The 18,454-nt window shown below is 63.6% G+C and carries 12 protein-coding genes and 2 tRNA genes; 6 read left to right on the top strand and 8 right to left on the bottom strand.

The genetic code is table 11. From position 1 onward, the window contains the following. The first annotated feature begins 51 nt into the window (after positions 1–51). From mutM to ACZ9XP_RS07330, 3 genes are all read left to right on the top strand, one after another. Positions 52–867 (top strand): bifunctional DNA-formamidopyrimidine glycosylase/DNA-(apurinic or apyrimidinic site) lyase, encoded by an 816-nt coding sequence (mutM, locus tag ACZ9XP_RS07340; protein ID WP_147688673.1) that lies wholly within the window; start codon positions 52–54, stop codon positions 865–867. Between the two features lie 13 nt (positions 868–880). Beyond that, positions 881–1,663 (top strand): lysophospholipid acyltransferase family protein, encoded by a 783-nt coding sequence (locus ACZ9XP_RS07335; RefSeq protein ID WP_465188222.1) that lies wholly within the window; start codon positions 881–883, stop codon positions 1,661–1,663. A 255-nt stretch (positions 1,664–1,918) separates the two neighbouring features. Continuing rightward, on the top strand, positions 1,919–3,244 hold the full coding sequence (locus ACZ9XP_RS07330) for a dicarboxylate/amino acid:cation symporter (RefSeq protein ID WP_465188220.1): 1,326 nt from the start codon (positions 1,919–1,921) through the stop codon (positions 3,242–3,244). 271 nt (positions 3,245–3,515) lie between these two features. On the opposite strand, the gene ACZ9XP_RS07325 is transcribed toward ACZ9XP_RS07330, so the two are convergent. After that, on the bottom strand, positions 3,516–4,337 hold the full coding sequence (locus ACZ9XP_RS07325; protein ID WP_147688668.1) for a symmetrical bis(5'-nucleosyl)-tetraphosphatase: 822 nt from the start codon (positions 4,335–4,337) through the stop codon (positions 3,516–3,518). A 147-nt stretch (positions 4,338–4,484) separates the two neighbouring features. Between ACZ9XP_RS07325 and ACZ9XP_RS07320 the strand changes: the two genes are divergently transcribed. After that, on the top strand, positions 4,485–6,509 hold the full coding sequence (locus ACZ9XP_RS07320; RefSeq protein ID WP_465188219.1) for a UvrD-helicase domain-containing protein: 2,025 nt from the start codon (positions 4,485–4,487) through the stop codon (positions 6,507–6,509). Positions 6,510–6,616: 107 nt separating this feature from the next. Here the strand turns inward: ACZ9XP_RS07320 and ACZ9XP_RS07315 are convergent, their stop codons facing one another. Continuing rightward, positions 6,617–7,357, bottom strand: coding sequence for a c-type cytochrome (locus tag ACZ9XP_RS07315; protein WP_147688663.1), 741 nt, complete (start codon positions 7,355–7,357; stop codon positions 6,617–6,619). Positions 7,358–7,512: 155 nt separating this feature from the next. On the opposite strand from ACZ9XP_RS07315, the gene ACZ9XP_RS07310 reads away from it, so the two are divergent. Both ACZ9XP_RS07310 and ggt read left to right on the top strand, forming a co-directional pair. Then, positions 7,513–7,589: transfer RNA gene (locus tag ACZ9XP_RS07310), tRNA-Arg, on the top strand. Positions 7,590–8,096: 507 nt separating this feature from the next. Next, positions 8,097–9,770: a gamma-glutamyltransferase gene (ggt, locus tag ACZ9XP_RS07305; RefSeq protein ID WP_240803508.1), complete on the top strand. Its 1,674-nt coding sequence runs from the start codon at positions 8,097–8,099 to the stop codon at positions 9,768–9,770. Between the two features lie 115 nt (positions 9,771–9,885). On the opposite strand, the gene ACZ9XP_RS07300 is transcribed toward ggt, so the two are convergent. The 6 genes from ACZ9XP_RS07300 to recB form a co-directional block, all read right to left on the bottom strand. Then, complete coding sequence (locus ACZ9XP_RS07300) at positions 9,886–10,086, bottom strand: hypothetical protein (protein ID WP_147688662.1); 201 nt, start codon at positions 10,084–10,086, stop codon at positions 9,886–9,888. 167 nt (positions 10,087–10,253) lie between these two features. Further along, the gene (locus tag ACZ9XP_RS07295) at positions 10,254–11,135 is read right to left on the bottom strand and encodes an NUDIX hydrolase (protein WP_465188218.1); all 882 of its coding nucleotides are present in this window, start codon (positions 11,133–11,135) and stop codon (positions 10,254–10,256) included. 203 nt (positions 11,136–11,338) lie between these two features. Continuing rightward, a tRNA-Pro gene (locus tag ACZ9XP_RS07290) sits at positions 11,339–11,415 on the bottom strand. A gap of 29 nt (positions 11,416–11,444) precedes the next feature. Beyond that, positions 11,445–13,172, bottom strand: a complete 1,728-nt coding sequence (gene recD, locus ACZ9XP_RS07285) for an exodeoxyribonuclease V subunit alpha (RefSeq protein ID WP_465188217.1) — start codon at positions 13,170–13,172, stop codon at positions 11,445–11,447. Then, positions 13,169–14,656 carry a polyphosphate:AMP phosphotransferase gene (gene pap, locus ACZ9XP_RS07280; protein ID WP_465188216.1) on the bottom strand — a complete coding sequence of 496 codons (1,488 nt, stop codon included), beginning with the start codon at positions 14,654–14,656 and terminating at the stop codon, positions 13,169–13,171. The genes recD and pap overlap by 4 nt, the downstream gene beginning before the upstream one ends. 89 nt (positions 14,657–14,745) lie before the next feature. Beyond that, positions 14,746–18,303, bottom strand: a complete 3,558-nt coding sequence (recB, locus tag ACZ9XP_RS07275) for an exodeoxyribonuclease V subunit beta (protein WP_147688656.1) — start codon at positions 18,301–18,303, stop codon at positions 14,746–14,748. Positions 18,304–18,454 lie beyond the last annotated feature (151 nt).

Genomic DNA, 18,454 nt, shown 5'->3' with positions numbered 1-18,454 from the left:
AGAATACCACGCCATCCAGTTTATTCATGCAGCGCGCAAGGACAGTCATTCATGCCCGAATTGCCAGAAGTCGAAACCACCTGTCGCGGCATCAGCCCGCAGCTCGCCGGCGCCACGCTGCGCGCGGTAGTGATACGCGAGCCACGGCTGCGCTGGCCGATTCCGCCGGAGCTGCCCGCGCTGCTGGCCGGGCGCACGGTGCGCAGCGTGAGCCGACGCGCCAAATACCTGCTGATCGATTTTGACCACGGCACGCTGATCGTGCACCTGGGCATGTCCGGCAGCCTGCGCTTTGTGCCACCCGGCACCACGCCGGAAAAGCACGATCATGTAGACATCGACCTGGGGCAAACAGTTCTGCGCTACCGCGACCCGCGCCGCTTTGGCGCCATGCTGTGGCAGCAGGGGCCGGCCATGGCCCACCCGCTGCTGGCCAGCATGGGGCCGGAGCCGCTGTCGGATGCCTTTGACGGCACGGTGCTGTACGAGGCTACCCGCCGCAAGGGCAGCGCCATCAAGCTGGTGATCATGGACAATCACGTGGTGGTGGGCGTGGGCAATATCTACGCCAACGAGTCGCTGTTCTACGCCGGCATCCACCCGGCGCGTGCGGCCAACAGCCTGAGCCGCGAGGAATGCCAGAGCCTGGCTATGCAGATCAAGCAGGTACTGGCCCGCGCCATCGACGCCGGTGGCAGCAGCCTGCGCGACTTCATGGATGCCAAGGGCAAGCCGGGTTACTTCCAGCAAAGCTACAAGGTCTATGGCAGAGCCGGCCTGACGTGTCATGATTGCGGCTCGCTGATTGGCGAGCTACGCCAAGGGCAGCGCAGCAGCTGCTTCTGCCCGCATTGCCAACCCCTCTGACACGGACCCATACGTGCACGCCCCTACCGCCCTACCCGTTCGCGCGCTCCGCCTGGCGCGCCTGGCCCTGCATGTGTTCCGCGGCGTTGTTGCCGTGGGCACCCGTTACCCCCGGCTATCCCAACCCGCCCGCGCGGTGATTACCCAGCGCTGGTCGCGCCAGCTGCTGCACATCCTGGCCATCAAGGTCAAAGTTAGCGGTACGCCGCCTGGCGTGTACCCGGCCCACACCCTGGTGGTGGCCAACCATGTGTCGTGGCTGGATATTTTTGCGCTGAACAGCGTGACGGTATCGCGCTTTGTGGCCAAGAAAGAGCTGCGCGACTGGCCGGTAGCGGGCTTTCTGGTCAAAAACGCCGGCACGCTGTTTATCGACCGCGCCAATCGCCGCGATGCCAGCCGCGTTAACCAGCAGCTGGCGAAAGCGCTACAGGATGGTGGCTGCATGGCGGTGTTTCCCGAAGCCACCACCTCGGATGGGCGCAGCATGTTGCCGTTCAAGGCGTCACTGTTCGAGGCTGCCCGCCTGGCCGGCGCCACTGTGCAGCCGGTCGCCATACGCTTTACCACCCCGAGCGGGCAGTTTTGCGATGCCGCCGCCTACGCTGGCGATACCACCTTCTGGCAAAGCCTGCGCCAGATTCTGCGTACCCGCGCCATGGTGGTAGAGCTGCACTACGCCGAGCCCATCCCGCAGGGCACCACTGCAGAGCAAACCCGCTTTGCGCTATCCGAAACGTCACGCCAGCGCATTGCCGGCGCACTGGGCTTGCCAGAACCCGCCTCGGACTGCTGACAAAGTATCCTTCAAGGTTTTACCGGCCCCGGCCAAGCCGGGCCGCTTCCACGTAAGCCCTTGCATCCGCAGTCTTGCTGTTGACAGGATACCCTCCGGCCCGACAGGGCAAGCCTGACACCCCGCCAGGCGGGGCTATTGGGGTTTTCCGCAATGCGGAAACACCCAATTCAGCCCGCCGCCCTGCCAGTGCATGATCGACCCAGAGATAGCCGGTGCTGCCTGCAGCGCCGCCATAACACACGAGAGGTCGATATGTCGGGTAAACCGTTTTACAAAACCCTGTATTTCCAGGTCATTGTTGCCATTGTTCTGGGCGTGATGCTGGGCCATTTCATGCCCGAGCTGGGCGCCAAACTGAAGCCGCTAGGCGATGGCTTCATCAAACTGGTGAAAATGATGATCGCCCCGATCATCTTCTGCACCATCGTGGTCGGCATTGCCGGCATGGAAGACATGAAAAAGGTTGGCCGCGTGGGCGGCAAAGCCTTGTTGTACTTTGAAGTAGTCACCACCCTGGCACTGGCCATCGGCCTGCTGGTGGTGAACTTCGTGCAACCCGGTAGCGGCATGAACGTGGACCCGACCACGCTGGATACCGGTGCCATTGCCAAGTACACCGAAAAAGCTGCCGGCCAGAGCACGGTAGACTTCATCCTGCACATCATCCCGCAAAGCGCCGTCGGTGCCTTTGCCGAGGGCGAAATCCTGCAAGTGCTGCTGTTCTCGGTACTGTTTGGTGCCGGCCTGTCGATGATGGGCGAGCAGGGCAAACCGGTGCTGGGCTTCTTTGAAAAAGTGTCGCACGTACTGTTTGCCATGATCGGCTTCATCATGAAGCTGGCCCCGATCGGCGCCTTTGGTGCCATGGCCTTCACCATTGGCAAATACGGTGTCAGCAGCCTGGTACAGCTGGCCTCGCTGATGGGTACTTTCTACCTGACCTGCGTGCTGTTCGTGGGCCTGGTACTGGGCAGCATCGCCCGCTTCTACGGCTTTAGCGTGTGGAAGCTGATCAAGTACATCAGAGAAGAGCTGATGATCGTACTGGGTACCTCGTCGTCCGAATCGGCCCTGCCGCGCCTGATGGTGAAGCTGGAGCAGCTGGGCTGCGCCAAGCCGGTAGTCGGCCTGGTGGTACCGACCGGTTACTCGTTTAACCTGGACGGCACCTCGATCTACCTGACCATGGCAGCCATCTTTATCGCCCAGGCCTGCAATATCGACCTGACGCTGACCCAAGAGCTGACCATCCTGGGCGTGCTGCTGCTCACCTCCAAAGGCGCTGCAGGCGTGACCGGTTCCGGCTTTATTACCCTGGCCGCCACCCTGGCGGTGGTACCGGAGATTCCGGTAGCCGGCCTGGCGCTGATTCTGGGTATCGACCGCTTCATGTCCGAAGCCCGCGCCATCACCAACCTGATCGGTAACGCCGTGGCCACCGTCGTGGTAGCCAAGTGGGAAAACTCGCTGGATACCGAGCAGATGGCCCGCGAGCTGGCCAACCCGACGCCGATCAACCACGGCGCACCGGTAGAGGCCCCGCACCTGGCACGCGAAGTGTCCAAAGAGCTGAGCTAAGCCCAGCGCAGCGTACTGTCAGCAAAAAGCCCCGGCACAGACACCGGGGCTTCAGGCTGCTGACAATATTCAGGCCAATGCTTTACCGGACCCGGCAAAGCCGGGCCGCGCCACATAAGCCTTTGCGTCCGCAGCCTTCCTGTTACAGGGCAAAGCCAGTTTGCCTAGCAAACCGGCTTTGCCGTCCATCTCAAGCCCCGGTGCAGACACCGGGGCTTTTTGGCGTCTGATGCTGCGCCAAAGGTTGGCCGCAGGCTGCGTGCGGCCAACCTTAGCGGCTGATCTCGCGGTAGGCCTGGCACGGCAGCGAGAACACCGCACGGTCTTCCAGCCGCACCGCGGTAAGGCTGCCGCCCCACAGGCAACCACTGTCGATAGCCAGCACGTCGTCTTCCAGATGCAGGCCCAGCGCCGACCAGTGGCCGCAAATGATTGGCGTATCCACGCTGCGCCGGGTCGCCGCCTCGAACCACGGCAGCAGGTGTGGGGGCGCGCCGTCCAGCTCGCCCTTATACGACAAGTCCAGCTCGCCATCCTGGGTGATAAAGCGCATGCGCGTCATGGCGTTCACGATCAGCCGCAGGCGGTCCATGCCTTTCAGGTCGTCCTGCCAGCGCAGCGGCTTGTTGCCGTACAGCTTGCCCAGAAACTGGCGGTGGTGCTTGCCGGACAGCTCGTCCTCCACCTCCTCGGCCAAGCGCAGCGCCTTTTTGATGCTCCACTCCGGCAGCAGGCCGGCGTGCACCATGGCGTAGCCCTGCTCGTAGATCATCAAGGGCTGGCAGCGCAGCCAGTCCAGCAGCACTTTGCTTTCGGCGGCATCCAGAATGGGCTGGATGGTGTCGTCGGCGTGTACCTTGCCGTAGCCTTCAGAGACGGCCAGCAGGTGCAGGTCGTGGTTGCCCAGCACCGTTTGCACGCAGTCTTGCTTGTCGAAGACCCAGCGCAGCACCTGTAACGACTCGGGGCCACGGTTGACCAGGTCGCCGGTGAGCCACAGCGTGTCGCGGCCGGGGTTGAAATCTATCTGGCGCAGCAGCGCCATAAAGGGCGTAAAGCAGCCCTGCAAATCGCCAATCGCATAGGTGGCCATGTGTTTTTCCTGTACTGATCGCGGCCGGGTTGGCCATAGCGCATGCCGCCAGCCAGATGATAATGGATGCGCTGCTTGCCGTCGCCGCTGCGCAGGGGCGGCCATGCGCTACAATGCGCGCTGTCCATGAAAGATTGACGACGGCCCATGTCCCTGCTGCAACTGAACCCGCCCCAACGCGACGCCATCAAATACGTGGACGGCCCCCTGCTGGTGCTGGCGGGTGCCGGCTCCGGCAAGACGCGCGTCATTACCCAGAAAATCTGCCACCTGATCCGCGAATGCGGCTACCAGGCCAAGCATATCGCCGCCATTACCTTTACCAACAAGGCGGCGCGCGAAATGCTGGAACGGGTAGGCAAGCTGATGGACAGCCGCGAGCTGAAGGGCATTACCGTGTCCACCTTCCACTCGCTGGGCATGCACATCCTGCGCCAGGAAGCGCCACACCTGGGCTACAAAACACAGTTTTCCATTCTGGACAGCTACGACGCCGCCAAGATCATCTCGGACATCCTGAAAAGCACGCACAAGGACGAAGTGCGCAAGGTGCAAAGCCGCATCTCGCTGTGGAAGAACGAGCTGCTGGACGCCGACGCCGCGCTGGTAGCGGCCGATAACGAATTCGACCGCATCTGCGCCACCACCTACAGCGCCTACCAGGCCACGCTGATGGCCTACCAGGCCATGGACTTCGACGACCTGATCCGCCTGCCGGTGGGGCTGTTCCAGACCCACCCCGAGGTGCTGATCAAATGGCAGGGCCGCCTGCGCTACCTGCTGATCGACGAATACCAGGACACCAACACCTGCCAGTACCTGCTGGTAAAGCTGCTGGCCGGCGTACGCGGCCTGTTTACCGCCGTGGGCGACGACGACCAGAGCATCTACGCCTGGCGCGGCGCCAATATGGAAAACCTGCGCCTGCTGCAGCACGACTTCCCGGCGCTGAAAATCGTGAAGCTGGAGCAAAACTACCGCTCCACCGCGCGCATCCTGCGTGCGGCCAACTCGGTGATTTCCAACAACCCCAAGCTGTTCGAAAAGCAGCTATGGAGCGAGCTAGGCTTGGGCGAGCCGATTCACGCCGTGATGTGCAAGGACGAAGACCACGAGGCCGAAATCGTGGTGCAGCGCCTGTTGGCGCATAAATTCGAATACCGCACCGAATTTAAAGACTACGCCATCCTGTACCGCGGCAATTATCAGTCCCGCGTGTTTGAAACCGTGCTGCGCAACCAGCGTATCCCCTACCAGATGGCCGGCGGGCAAAGCTTTTTCGACAAGCCGGAAATCAAGGACGTACTGGCCTACCTGCGGCTGATTGCCAACCCGGACGACGACCCGGCGTTTATCCGTGCGCTCACCACGCCCAAACGCGGCGTGGGCGCCACCACGCTGGAAAAACTGGGCGCCAGCGCCGCGCTGTTCGACAAGAGCCTGTTTGCCAGTGCGGGCGAGCCGGGCTTTCGCGTGCAGGTGCAGGATGCCCAGCTCAAGCCGCTGGAGGACTTCTGCCGCTTCATCACCAACCTGCAATACCGCGCCACGCGCGAACCGGCCGGCGAGCTGGTAATGGACATGCTGAAAGTGATCGGCTTCGAGGCCTGGCTATACGACAGCGAAGACAGCCCCAAGGCAGCGGAAAGCAAATGGAAGAACGTGTTCGAGCTGGTGGCCTGGCTGCAGCGCAAGGGCGAGGCCGACAGCAAGAACCTGATCGAGCTTACCCAGACCATTGCGCTGATTACCATGCTGGAAGGCCGCGACGAGGGTGATGTCGACGCGGTGCACATGTCCACCCTGCACGCCTCCAAAGGCCTGGAATACCCGCACGTGTTCCTGGTGGGCTGCGAAGAAGGCATCCTGCCGCACAGCGAATCCGTAGATAACGGCATGGTGGAAGAAGAACGCCGCCTGATGTACGTGGGCATTACCCGCGCCCAGCGCAGCCTTACCCTCACCTACTGCGTCAAACGCCGCCGCGCCGGCGAATGGCTGTTTGTCGAGCCGTCGCGCTTTATCGGCGAGATCAACGGCGACGACCTGCGCCACTTCGGCAAAAAAGGCGGCGAGCCCATCGTCAGCAAAACCGAAGGCAAAAGCCGCCTGGCCAACCTCACCGCCATGCTGGGTAGCAAGGTGCAAAAAACCGACGATAAACCGCAGTAGCGACACCCCTGCCACCCTGGCCCGTAAAAAGACAAACCCTGTTTGCTTACGCAAACAGGGTTTTGTTTTGCACAACCGCACCGCACGGTGGCGGTGCAGCGTATGACTTACTTGGCCGCGTTGGTCAGGTAAGTCACTGCAGCCTTGAATTCTTCATCAGAACCGGTGTAACCACCTTTAGGCGGCATGGCGTTCAGGCCTTTGGTAGCCGAAGCAACCAGACCATCCAGGCCTTTACCCAGACGCGGAGCCCAGGCAGCCTTATCGCCAAATTTCGGTGCGCCAGCGGCACCGGTAGCGTGGCAGGCTACGCATACGCCTTCATACACTTTCTTGCCGACAACGGCCGGATCCAGCGGTGCACCGGCAGCAGCAGCGCCCCCTACCGGCGGCTCGGTAAACTTGCCACCTGCAGCGTTACCCATATAGGCCACGGCGCGTTTCACTTCATCGTCGGTCAGGTCTGCCGCACCGCCTTTGGCCGGCATGGCGTTAAAGCCTTGCAGGGCATGAAGTGTCAGGGTGTCCCAGCCTTTGGCTACACGAGCACCCCAGGCACCGGCATCACCGAACTTGGGCGCGCCAGCCAGGCCGGCGCCGTGACAGGTAATACAGATACCTTCGTAAACTTGCTGACCGGTTTTCATGCCTGGAGGCGCATCGCTGGCCTTGGCTTCACCAACCGGCTTCAGGCGGGCGGCGACAGCTTCCTTGGTCATCACTTCTGCGTTGACATCAAAGCCGCCGGTGGCCAATTTGGCCAGCAGATACACTGCTACTACCAACAGCACGACAACACCCAGCAAAACCGGCACGATCTTGCCTGGGGCTTTGGTTTCGTTGCTCATTCCTGCCTCACCTGAATTAATAATGACAATCCGAAGAATAGGGAAATTATACGGCAAAGCCCTGCTGCGGCAAAATGTCCCATCGATAATGTTTGCGCAAACGCAATGGCGCTAGACGAAAACACCATGCATGGGCTATATTGCGCGGCTTGTGTGTACCCGTAGCTCAGTTGGATAGAGTGTCAGCCTCCGAAGCTGAAGGTCGCTGGTTCGACTCCAGTCGGGTACGCCAACCCATTCAATGACTCGTAAGCATCTCCGTTTGCGATCCCATCACCAAAGCCTATTTGGGGTACCCTTCAGGGTACCCTCTACGTCGCACCAAGCGCCTTGTGGTTTCTTTCTCGCCATACCTTCCAGCAAGCTCTGGCCGAACATTGTCTTTGCCGCTTCACACCGGTGGGCGCTGAGCACCACACACCCGCTGCGTTCCGGCGTGTGCATTGCACCCTGATGCGCTACCTACGGCCTTGCCCCCTGCGCACAGACAAGCGCCATGACAATGCGGTTGAATGCGCGCCATCCCGCCCTCCCCCACCAGTAGCAGACTGTCAGCAGGCTTGGTTGGCCAGGCCAACAAGCCACACCTCCCTACCGGATGAGCATCCTGCGCCATCCTCGCACTTCACGCTTATTGCATATTCCCGATAGTCATGCGATACAGATATAGCTTTATATAAAAACGATACGGGGTAGCAGCCTGCGTTGCTTCTGGCACCCCGCTCACAAAGGGAAATTCATGCAATCGATCAAGTTTCTACAAAACGGCCTGCTGAGTGCCGTCGTCTGGAGTGTCTCGCAAGGGGCGATGGCCGCGCCGCTGGCCGCCGGCGCGGTGGCTGCGCCTGATCAATACGGGGCTGCAGTAGCCGAACAGATTCTGCAAGCCGGTGGTAACGCGGTAGATGCTGCTGTCGCCACCGCCTTTGCCCTGGCGGTGACCTACCCGGAAGCGGGGAATATCGGAGGCGGCGGTTTCATGACCATCTTCTACGAGGGCAAGCCGTATTTCCTGGACTACCGCGAAATCGCCCCCAAGGCAGCGACACGCGACATGTATCTGGACGCCAAAGGCGAGGTCATCGAGAACCTGAGCCTGGTCGGCGCCCGCGCAGCGGGTGTACCGGGAACCGTGATGGGTATGTGGGACGCGCACAAGCGTTTTGGCAAGCTTAAGTGGGCGCAACTGGTACAGCCGGCGATCAAGCTAGCCGAGCAGGGCTTTGTAGTCGCCCCCGGGCAGTTTCAATACCGCGAAGATGCAGTGAAGTTCTTCGGCGATAAGACCAATTTCTCGACTTACTTCGGCGCGATGAAGGCTGGCGAAAACTTCAAGCAGCCGGAGCTGGCGCAAACGCTACGCCGCATCGCCCGGTATGGCGCGCAAGAGTTCTACCGTGGCAAAACGGCCGACTTGCTGGTCGCGCAGATGAAAGCTGACAATGGCCTGATCTCCGCAGCCGACCTGCGAGACTACCGTACCAAGTGGCGCGAGCCGATCAAGATCAACTGGCGCGGTAACATGATCTATACCGCACCACCGCCTAGCTCGGGCGGTATTGCCCTCAAGCAGCTGCTGACGATCAAGGAGCAGCGCGCGGCAGACTTCAAGGGCGTGGCACATAACTCGACTCAGTACATCCACCTGCTCTCCGAGATCGAAAAGCGGGTGTTTGCCGACCGTGCAGACTACCTGGGCGACCCGGATTTCTCCAAAGTACCCACCAAGGCGCTGACCGATGACGCCTATCTTGCCAAGCGGGCGTCCGAGATCAACCCGAAGGCCATTTCCCCTACCGACAAGGTGAAGCCTGGGCTGGAAACCCGGCAGACCACGCACTACTCTATCGTCGATAAATGGGGTAATGCCGTCGGTAACACCTACACACTGAACTGGGATTTTGGCAGCGGAGTAGTAGTAAAAGGCGCCGGCTTCTTGCTGAACGACGAGATGGATGACTTCAGTGCCAAACCCGGCGTGGCCAATGCCTTCGGCGTGGTGGGCAAGGATGCCAACGCAATTGAACCTGGCAAGCGGATGCTGTCATCGATGAGCCCGACCATCGTCACACGCGACGGCAAGGTGATGATGGTGCTGGGTACACCGGGTGGCTCGCGCATTTTCACGTCCATCTTCCAGGTGCTGAACAACGTGTACGACTACAACATGCCACTGCAACAAGCGGTTGCGGCGCAGCGTGTCCATCACCAGTTGCTGCCCAAAGATACAATCTATTTTGATGCCTACGCGCCACTGCAAGGCAAAGAGGCCGACGGTCTGAAGGCCATGGGATACACGCTGGAAGACCAGGGCTGGAATATGGGCGACATCCAGGCCATCCGCATCAACGGCACGCTCCCGGAAACAGCGTCTGACCCGCGTGGCCGTGGCGTTGGCCGCATCGTGAAATAAGGCAGGCTAGCGCACGGGTCGGTGCGCTGCTTCTGCCTCCTGTGCGCGGATGATTCTGTTCACGCCAGCAAAGGCACCGTTTGTCAGCTATGGCAAACGGTGCTTTTTCATGGTGTCACTGGGATGGTTCCAGCACACCGACCAAGCGGGTCAACCGAAAACGGTCATCCACAAACTGGCGGATCTCGGCCCGCACCGGGTAGGAATGAATGCAGAGCATCACCTGCGCCGCGCGCAGCGCGTCCTCTTGCGTGGCGTGGATGGGGCCACCCTCGTCCACCCCGAAATAGTCGGAAATCAAGCGCACACGAAACATGGCAAGCTCCTGCTGTTATTTTATTGCGGCCAAGCTACCTGGCCCACAATACAGGCTTGCTATTGCTTCTATAATTCGCAGCTTTGACCCCCATTGAGGCAAAGCCCGCCATAAACAAAAAAGCCAACACAATGCTGGCTTTTTGTCTGCTTGCGCCGGGCAAGGGCTTATTTTCCCTGCACGTTTTGCCCTACCGTACCGCGCACCTCGTGCAGCAGCGCCTGCACAGGCGCCACCTCGCCACCCCAGTAACCCAGGCGCGCCATGCAATCGATGGCCACCAGCGCAGCATCGCTCATGAATTGCCCGTTGATGATGTGCTGCTCGACCTCGGCCAGCGTCATCAGCACGTGCTCGGCCACTTCGCCGTCCTGGTTTTGTGGGGTAGCGTCCTGCGCCAGCCAGATATCGTAGACAAACAGCCATTCGCGGTGCAGGCCACGGGCTACCGGGCGGGTCGCCAGCAGCACTGCCTGCTGCTGCAGCGGTGACAGCTGCGCTGCCTGCATGCCGGCTTCTTCCCAGCCTTCGCGCAGCAATGCATCCATGATGCTTTCGCCGGCAGCCACGCCACCGCCCATCAGATTATCCAGCCGGTTGGGCGCCACGTCCTTGAACGGGCTGCGCCGGCCTATCCACATGCGCACTTCGCCATCGGGTAGGCGTGTGAGACCGTTCAGGTGCACGGCACGGCTGGTAAGGCCCAGCGGGCGGAAGGCGGCGCGTTCCAGCTCGAAACAGGGAGTGCCGTCTGGCAGGTAGGCGATGAATTTTTCGTTGCGCCAGCCGCTAAACCAGCCAGCGTCGCGCCAGGCTTCGGCGGCGGCCTGCAGCAGGGTGCTGCGTGCGCTATAGGACATATCGGTGGCTAGCAGCTGCATCACACCCGCTTCTAGCGCAAACAGCTCGCCGTGGTGTGCCAGCAGGCGCTCGCGCCAGACTTGGTTGATAAAACCGATAGGCGCACCACCAAGCGCCAGTGGGATAAACGCCGTTTGATCGTAGCGGATGGTTTTTTCCAGCAATCCGGCAACGCCTTGCACCTGCATGACAACTCCCTGCTGCTTTCGTGAAGGCGCCATCTTACGGAGATTGTGCAGGCTGTGCCTTGCTTTGGCGGGTGCTGGCGGGCTGTCTGCCGGCCTGCGTGCGCGGATGCAACACTTCTATAAAAATGACATGCAGCTTTGCTGACACATTGCCGGGCACAATGCAAAAAGCCGCAGTCGTTTGACTGCGGCTTTTTTAATTCTGGTCGGAGTACAAGGATTTGAACCTTGGACCCTCTGCTCCCAAAGCAGATGCGCTACCGGGCTGCGCTACACTCCGAACAAGACCCGAACTATACAGATGCCTTTTCAGACCGTCAAGCCCCTGCCCCATATTTTTTCAGCCAGGCCGGACTGGCGTGCCGGGGCGTACTGCACGGCGGCCTGCAGCACCGCCAGGCTACCTGCCAAAACAAAGCGCTGCCGCGCACGGGTAATGGCGGTGTACACCAGCGAGCGGGTTAGCGTGGCGGTGGGTTGCGGCGGCAAGGCCAGCCACACGCTGCCGAATTCGGAGCCCTGCGATTTATGCACGGTCATGGCGTAGACGGTGTCGTGCTCCGGCAGGCGGGCGGGCGATACCTCGCGCCAGCCACCGTCGGTGGTAGGGAAGATCACACGCAGGCGGCCGTCGCGCGGCACAGTCAGGCCGATGTCGCCGTTGAACAGGCCCACGCTGTAGTCGTTGCGCGTAATCATGACCGGGCGGCCGGGGTACCAGTCGCTATCGGCCGGCTTGCGCCCCAGGCGCACCAGCTCGGCGCTGATCTGTTCGTTGATCTGCGTGACCGCGTGGCGCTCTGCGGCCAACAGCATGCACTGGTTGAAGGCGGCAAACAGCGCAGCCCAGTTGTCGCCCTCGCCCAACGCGTCCAGCGCTTGCCAGTAGACAGCGCGCAGTGCGTGCAGGCCGGCAGCGTCGGGCAGCTGCGGCTGGCTGGCAATGTCCAGGTTGGCCGCATCGGCCAGCAGTGCGCCCACCTGCGCCGTGTCGCCGGCGTTCACCGCACGGGCCAGGCGGCCAATGCCGGAGTGCTCGCCAAAACGGTGGCTTTTTTCCAGCACCACCACGCTGTCGGCCAGCATGGCGCCATCGTCCACCTGCCCTGGCGGGGTAATGCCCGCCGCCTGCAGCTGCGCCGCCGTGGCCGTGCGCCAGGCCTGCTGGCTGCACAGGTCCCCCAGCACGGCGCCGGCGTCTACCGAGGCCAGCTGGTATTTGTCGCCCAGCAGGATCAGCCGAGCATGCGGCGGCAGCGCGGCCACGGTTTGTGCCATCAGGGTAAGGTCGACCATCGAAGCTTCATCCACCACCAGCACGTCCAGCGGCAAAGGGTTGGCCGCATGGTGGCGCGGGCGGGCGGTGCCGGGCAGCAGGCCGATGAGGCGGTGCAGGGTTTGCGCCTTGTCCGGCAGCTGGGCGCGGGTGGCCTCGGCCACCGGCAGCGCGTCGCGCGCGGCGCGTACCGACTCGGTAAGCCGCGCAGCGGCCTTGCCGGTGGGCGCGGCCATGGCCATCACCAGCGGGCGGCCGGACAGCGCCGCCAATGCTGCCAGCAGACGCACCACGGTGGTGGTTTTGCCGGTGCCGGGGCCGCCGGAAATCACCATGAAACGGTGCTGCGTAGCCAGCCATGCGGCCAACCTTTGCCAGTCGCCACGCGGGGCGCCGGCAAACAGGCTGTCCAGCACGCCGTCCACGTCGCCGGCCAGCGGCTGCGGGTCGGCGGCCAGCGCCTGCAGGGCGGCCACCAGGCGGGTTTCGTCCTGCCACTGGCGTGCCAGATACAGGCGGCCACCGTCGTCCACGATCAGCGGGGCGTAGTCGCCGGGGCGGCCCGCCAGCGGGCTGCGGCGCAGCAAGGCGTAGTCGTCCCGCGTTAGGCCGGCCAGGCACACGTGCCCGCTGGCCAGTGCGGCCAACAGGCGCTGCATCACAGGCTGCAGCGCAGCGCCGTGCTGCGGGTCCAGCCGCGCCATCAAGCCGGCCAGCTGGGCCGGCAGCAGGCTTTCCGTGGTGGCCATCTGCTCGCTCATGCTTTACCCAGCCTGGCTTCCAGCGCTTCGCACACGGTGCTCAGCACCTTGATGCGGGCGTAGTACTTGTTATTGGCCGGCACCAGTGTCCACGGCACGGCGCTGGTACTGGTGCGGTCGATCATGTCGCACACGGCAACCTTGTAGGCGTCCCATTTGTCGCGGTTACGCCAGTCTTCCTCGGTAATCTTGAAGCGTTTGAAGCCGGTCTCCTCGCGCGATTTGAAGCGGGCCAGCTGCTCGTCGGCGCTGATGGCCAGCCAGAACTTCAGCACGATGGCCTTGTTGTCGGTGAGCTGGTGCTCGAAGTCGTTGATCTCGTAATAACCGCGCATCCAGTCGGCGGTGTCGGCAAAGCCTTCTACCCGCTCCACCAGCACGCGGCCGTACCAGGTGCGGTCGAAGATGGTGACTTTGCCCTTGCCCGGCACCTGGCGCCAGAAGCGCCACAGCCACGGCATGGCGCGTTCTTCTTCGGTCGGTGCGGCCACCGGCACCACGCGGTACAGCCGCGCGTCCAGCGCCTGGGTAATGCGGCGGATGGCACCGCCCTTGCCCGCCGCATCGTTGCCCTCAAACGCCAGCACCAGCGAATGCTCGGCAAAGCGCGGGTCACGCGTTAGCCCGTTGAGGCGGCCTTGCAGCGCGGCCAGCTGCTGGCGGTAGTCGTCTTTGGATAGCGGCTGTTCCAGCTGTAGCGATTCCAGCAGCAGCTTGTTGTCTGCCGGCGGCGTGATGGGGGCCACGTCCGAGCGCGGGTGCCACGATTCGGCCATGGCCAGGCGCTGCTGCAGCGCCTGCAGCAGCGCGCGCCCTACCGCCAGGCTGCGGTAGTTGGCGTCTTCGCCGTCCACCACCAGCCACGGCGAATAGGCGGTATTGGTGAGGCGCATCATGTGCTCGGCGTTATCGCGAATACGCTTGTACTGCTGGTGGTGCTGCCAGTCCGCCTGGCTCACACGCCAGGCGGTGGCCGGGTCTTTTTCCAGTGTTTTCAGGCGTTTTTTCTGTTTTTCTTCGGTCAGGTGCAGCCAGAATTTCAGCACCAGCACGCCGTCGTTGGCCAGCATGCGCTCGAAACGCAGGATATCGAACAGCTGCTTGTCGAAGGTGTCGCGGTTGATCTTGCTATCCACACGATCGAACAGCGCGTCGGAATAATAAGACCCAAAAAACATGCCGATGCGGCCCTTGGCCGGTAGCTCGCGCCAGTAGCGCCACATCCACGGGCGCTCGCGGGCGTCGTCGTTGGGGGTGTCAAAGGCAGCGGTGTGGATCAGGCGCGGGTCCAGCCATTCGTTGATCTGGTTCAGCATTTCGCCGCGCCCGGCGCCATCCATACCGTGAATCAGGATCAGCACCGGAAAGGCGCTACGCTCTTGCAACTCGTACTGCGCTTCCAGCAGCGCTTCGCGCAGGCTGGCCTCTTCGGTTTTATAAGCCGCCTTGTCGATGGCGTGGCCGATCTCGGCTGATTCGAACATGGTGTGTATTCCTGTCTGGTTGGCCGCGCAGCGGCGGCACGGCATGACATGATTGTAAGGCCGGAGCGGGCTGTGCAGCCAACCCGGTTTCAGCCCGCCACAAACAGCGCGTCCAGCGCCGCCAGCAGTGCCTCGTCTGGCGCATCGCACCACACACCCTGCCCGCTGCCATCGATACCGCGCAGGTACAGATAGCGCACGCCGCCCAGGCGCAGCTGCGGGGCGCGCTGCGCAATGTAGCGGCGCAGCGCCACGCAGTAGATCAGGTACTGCAGGTAGTAATGTTCGCGCGCAATGGACGCGGCCAACTGTGGCGTGCCGTAGTCGGCGTAGCTGTCGCCCAGGTGGTTGGACTTGTAATCCACCAGCCACAGCGCGTCGTCGGCGATAAACACCAGGTCGATAAAGCCTTTCAGATAGCCCTGTACCCGCTCGAAGCTGAGCTTGGCGGCGGCCTCGCGCAGCGGCGCGGCCAGGCCGTGCGCCGGGTGGCACAACACGGCCTGCAGGGCGGCCAGGTTCAGGCCGTTGGCCGGCAGGGTGAATTCCATCTCCACACGGCGGCGTGCCGGTGGCACGTCGGCCAGGCGCACGCCGGGGGCCAGCCCGGCCTGGATGGCCGACTGCAGCATGGCCAGCGCGGCGTCTTGCCACTGCGCGTCAAAGCCATGGCGCTGCAGCGCCTCGGCCACCACCTGCGGCCAACCCTGCGGCCGGGTAAAGTCCACCCGCTCGAACATATCGTGCAGGCAGGTACCGGCGCGGGCGCCACGCGGGAAGGCAAAACGGTCGGCCAGCTGCTCGACCGCGGCCACGTCCTGCAGCGGGCCGTGGTCGTGGTCCAGTGCCTCGCCTGCCTGTGCCGCGCCGCCACCGTGCAGATGGCGGGTCAGGCTGCTAAAGCTGCTTACCCACCATGGTGTGCGCAGGCGGCGGCTGACCGTGGCCAGCTGCGGGGTAAAGCTGTCGGCCTGCAGCGCGGGCAGCGTGTTCATGGCCACGTTCACGCTGCGGCAGTGCACCGCGCCGGGCTGGCTGCGGGCGTAGGCGGCCAGGTCGGCGCTGATGGCAGCGTCGGACAGCGGCGTGTCCTCCAGGCTAGCCAGGTTGGCCGCATGCCGCCCGTGCAGCAGCCACGATAGCGCGGCGGTCTGCATCTTTTGCACGTGGCCCCACACTATGTACTGGCGGTGCTCGGCGCGGGTGAGCGCCACGTACAGCAGGCGCAGTTTTTCGGCCAGTATCTCGCTGCGGGCGGCGTCGCGCGCGGCGTCGCTTACCAGCTCGCCGGGGGCCAGCCAGGACTCGCCACCGTCGCGGTAGCGCCAGAAGGTGGTATCGCGCCGCTCCAGCGCGCCGTCCCACAGGAAGGGGCAGAACACCAGCGGGTACTGCAGGCCTTTCGAGGTGTGAATGGTGACGATCTTCACCAGCTCAGCGTCGCTTTCCAGCCGCAGCAGCGCCTCCTCGCCAGCGGGCGGGCTGGCCACGGCGGCCTCGAACCACGCCAGCAGCGGGGCCTGGCCGGCGATGCGCTCGGCTTCCTGCTGCAGCAGCTCGGCCAGGTGGCCCAGGTTGGTCAGGCGGCGTTCGCCGTCCGGCAGCGGCAGCAGGCGCGCCGCCACACCCTCGCGCGCCATAAAGCCACGCCAGGCGGCCATGAAACCGCGCTGCTGCCACTGCTTGTGGTCGTCGTGGTTGGCCACCAGCCGTGCTTCCCACGCCGCCTCGTCCTCGGCCAACTGCAACAGCTGCGCCGCGTCCAGCCCCAGCAGTGTAGTGGCGCACAGCACTTTCAGCCGCGTTTCGGACGCGGGCTCGGCCCAGGCGCGCAGCAGCGCCAGCAGCTCGCCGGCCTCGTGGCTGGCAAACACGCTTTCCTGCGTCAGCGCTACCGCCTTGACGCCGCGTGCGGCCAAGGCATCGCGCACGGCGTCGCCCTGACGGTGGGTGGCCACCAGCACGGCCATATCGCCACCAGCCAGCGGGCGGCGGCTGCCGCCCTTTTCCAGCTGCGCCTTGTCCTGGCGGGCCAGCGCCAGCAGGCGGGCGATCTCGTGGGCGGTGGCTTCGGCGGCGTATTGCGTGGCCTCGGCCTTGTTTACGCCTTTATCGCTATCGCTGGCGGGAAAGGCCAGCACGGTGAGCGCGCCGTCGTCGTCGGCAACGTGCAGGGTGCTGCCGCCGCTGGGCGCGGCGTCGACCTGCGGGTAGTCGATGCCGTCCAGCAGAAACGGCTGCGGCCGGTCAAACAGCTGGCTCACCGCGGCCACCAGCGGCGGCTGGCTGCGGCGGTTGGTCAGCAGGGTGTATTGCTTGTCGGCGGGGGCGTCGTCGCGCGCGCTCAGGTAGGCAAAAATGTCGGCGCCGCGAAAGCTGTAAATGGCCTGCTTGGGGTCGCCCACCATGAATACCGGCCGCGCCTGCTGCACAAAGGCGCGGCGGAAGATGCGGTACTGCAGCGGGTCGGTATCCTGGAATTCGTCGATCAGCGCGATGGCAAAGTCGGCGGCAATGCGTGCGGCCAACCGTGCACCGTGCTCGGGGTCGTCCAGCGCCGTGGCCAGGTCGGTGAGCAGGTCGTCAAAGCCGCGGCTGCGCGTGGCGCGGCGCTGCGCCACGGCGTGCTGGTCTATCCACGCGATCATGGCCAGCTTGAGCCCGGCGATGTTCTGCGCCAGCTGGCGGCTGTAGCTGTCCCACGCGGCCAGCCAGCCATCTACCAGCGCAAACAGCCGGTGCTGCGGCGCGCTGTGGCCTTTGTTCATGCCCTTGTCCAGCTGGCTTTGCCCCAGGCGCGCCAGGTCTTTGGCCTGGGTGGACGATAGCTGCGGCAGGCTGGCGTCGGCGGCCAGCATCTGCAGCAGGCGCACATAGCGCTGGCACTGCGCCGGCTTGTAGCTGGTCTGCTTCAGCCCCTCTGCGGCCAACAATAGCGCGCAGCCTTCGGCCAGCGTGGCGCTATCGGCCTGCAGCGGTGCCCAGGCTGCGGCGGCGGCTTCGCGTGCGGCTAACAGTGCAGCGCTGTCGATGCTTGGGGTGCGCAGATAGGGTTTGGACAGATACGGCCGCACCTCGGCCAGCCAGGCGTCCGGCGTGTCGCCGTTTTCGGCCAGCACCTGCGCCAGCGCGGGCTGCGCCACGATGTGCGTGCGCCAGAAATCGTCGGCCAGCTGCTGCAGGTCGGCGTGGTTGTCGGTGGCCAGCTCGGCGGCGAAGGTCTGGCCGCTGTCGAAGGCGGCGTCGGTGAGCACGCGCTGGCAAAAACCGTGAATGGTGTAGATGGCCGCCGCGTCAAAGTCGTTGATGGCCGCCCGCAGGCGCTGCTGCGCCAGCTGCATATCGCCTGCGGCCAACCTGTGCGCCATGGCCTGCAAGAACGGGTCGCCCGTCACACCACCGTCCAGCACCTGCTGCAGCTCCACCAGGCGGCGGCGCAGGCGCTCGCGCAGCTCGGCCGTGGCGGCCTTGGTGTAGGTCACCACCAGCAGGCGGTCCAGCGTGGGCGGCGACGTGCCGTCCGGCGCATCCTCCAGCAGCAGGCGCGTGTACAGCGCGGCGATGGTCCAGGTCTTGCCGGTACCGGCCGAGGCTTCGATCAGGTTGATGCCCGACAGCGGGCAGTTCAGGGCGTCTAGGGCTTGCATGCGGGGCGACCGTAAAGGGATTTCAATAAAATTTTGCGGCGAGCGTCAGAAAATCAAAGGCTGTTTTTGCCACGAAAACCACGAACCAACACGAAAAACTGCCTGATAACACTCATCTCACTGACTGCTTTCGTGTCTTTTCGTGGGGTTC

It is taken from the genome of Vogesella perlucida, from assembly GCF_979366545.1.
The sequence above is the reverse complement of the archived record's forward strand: the minus strand, read 5'-3'. Positions and strand labels throughout refer to the sequence as shown.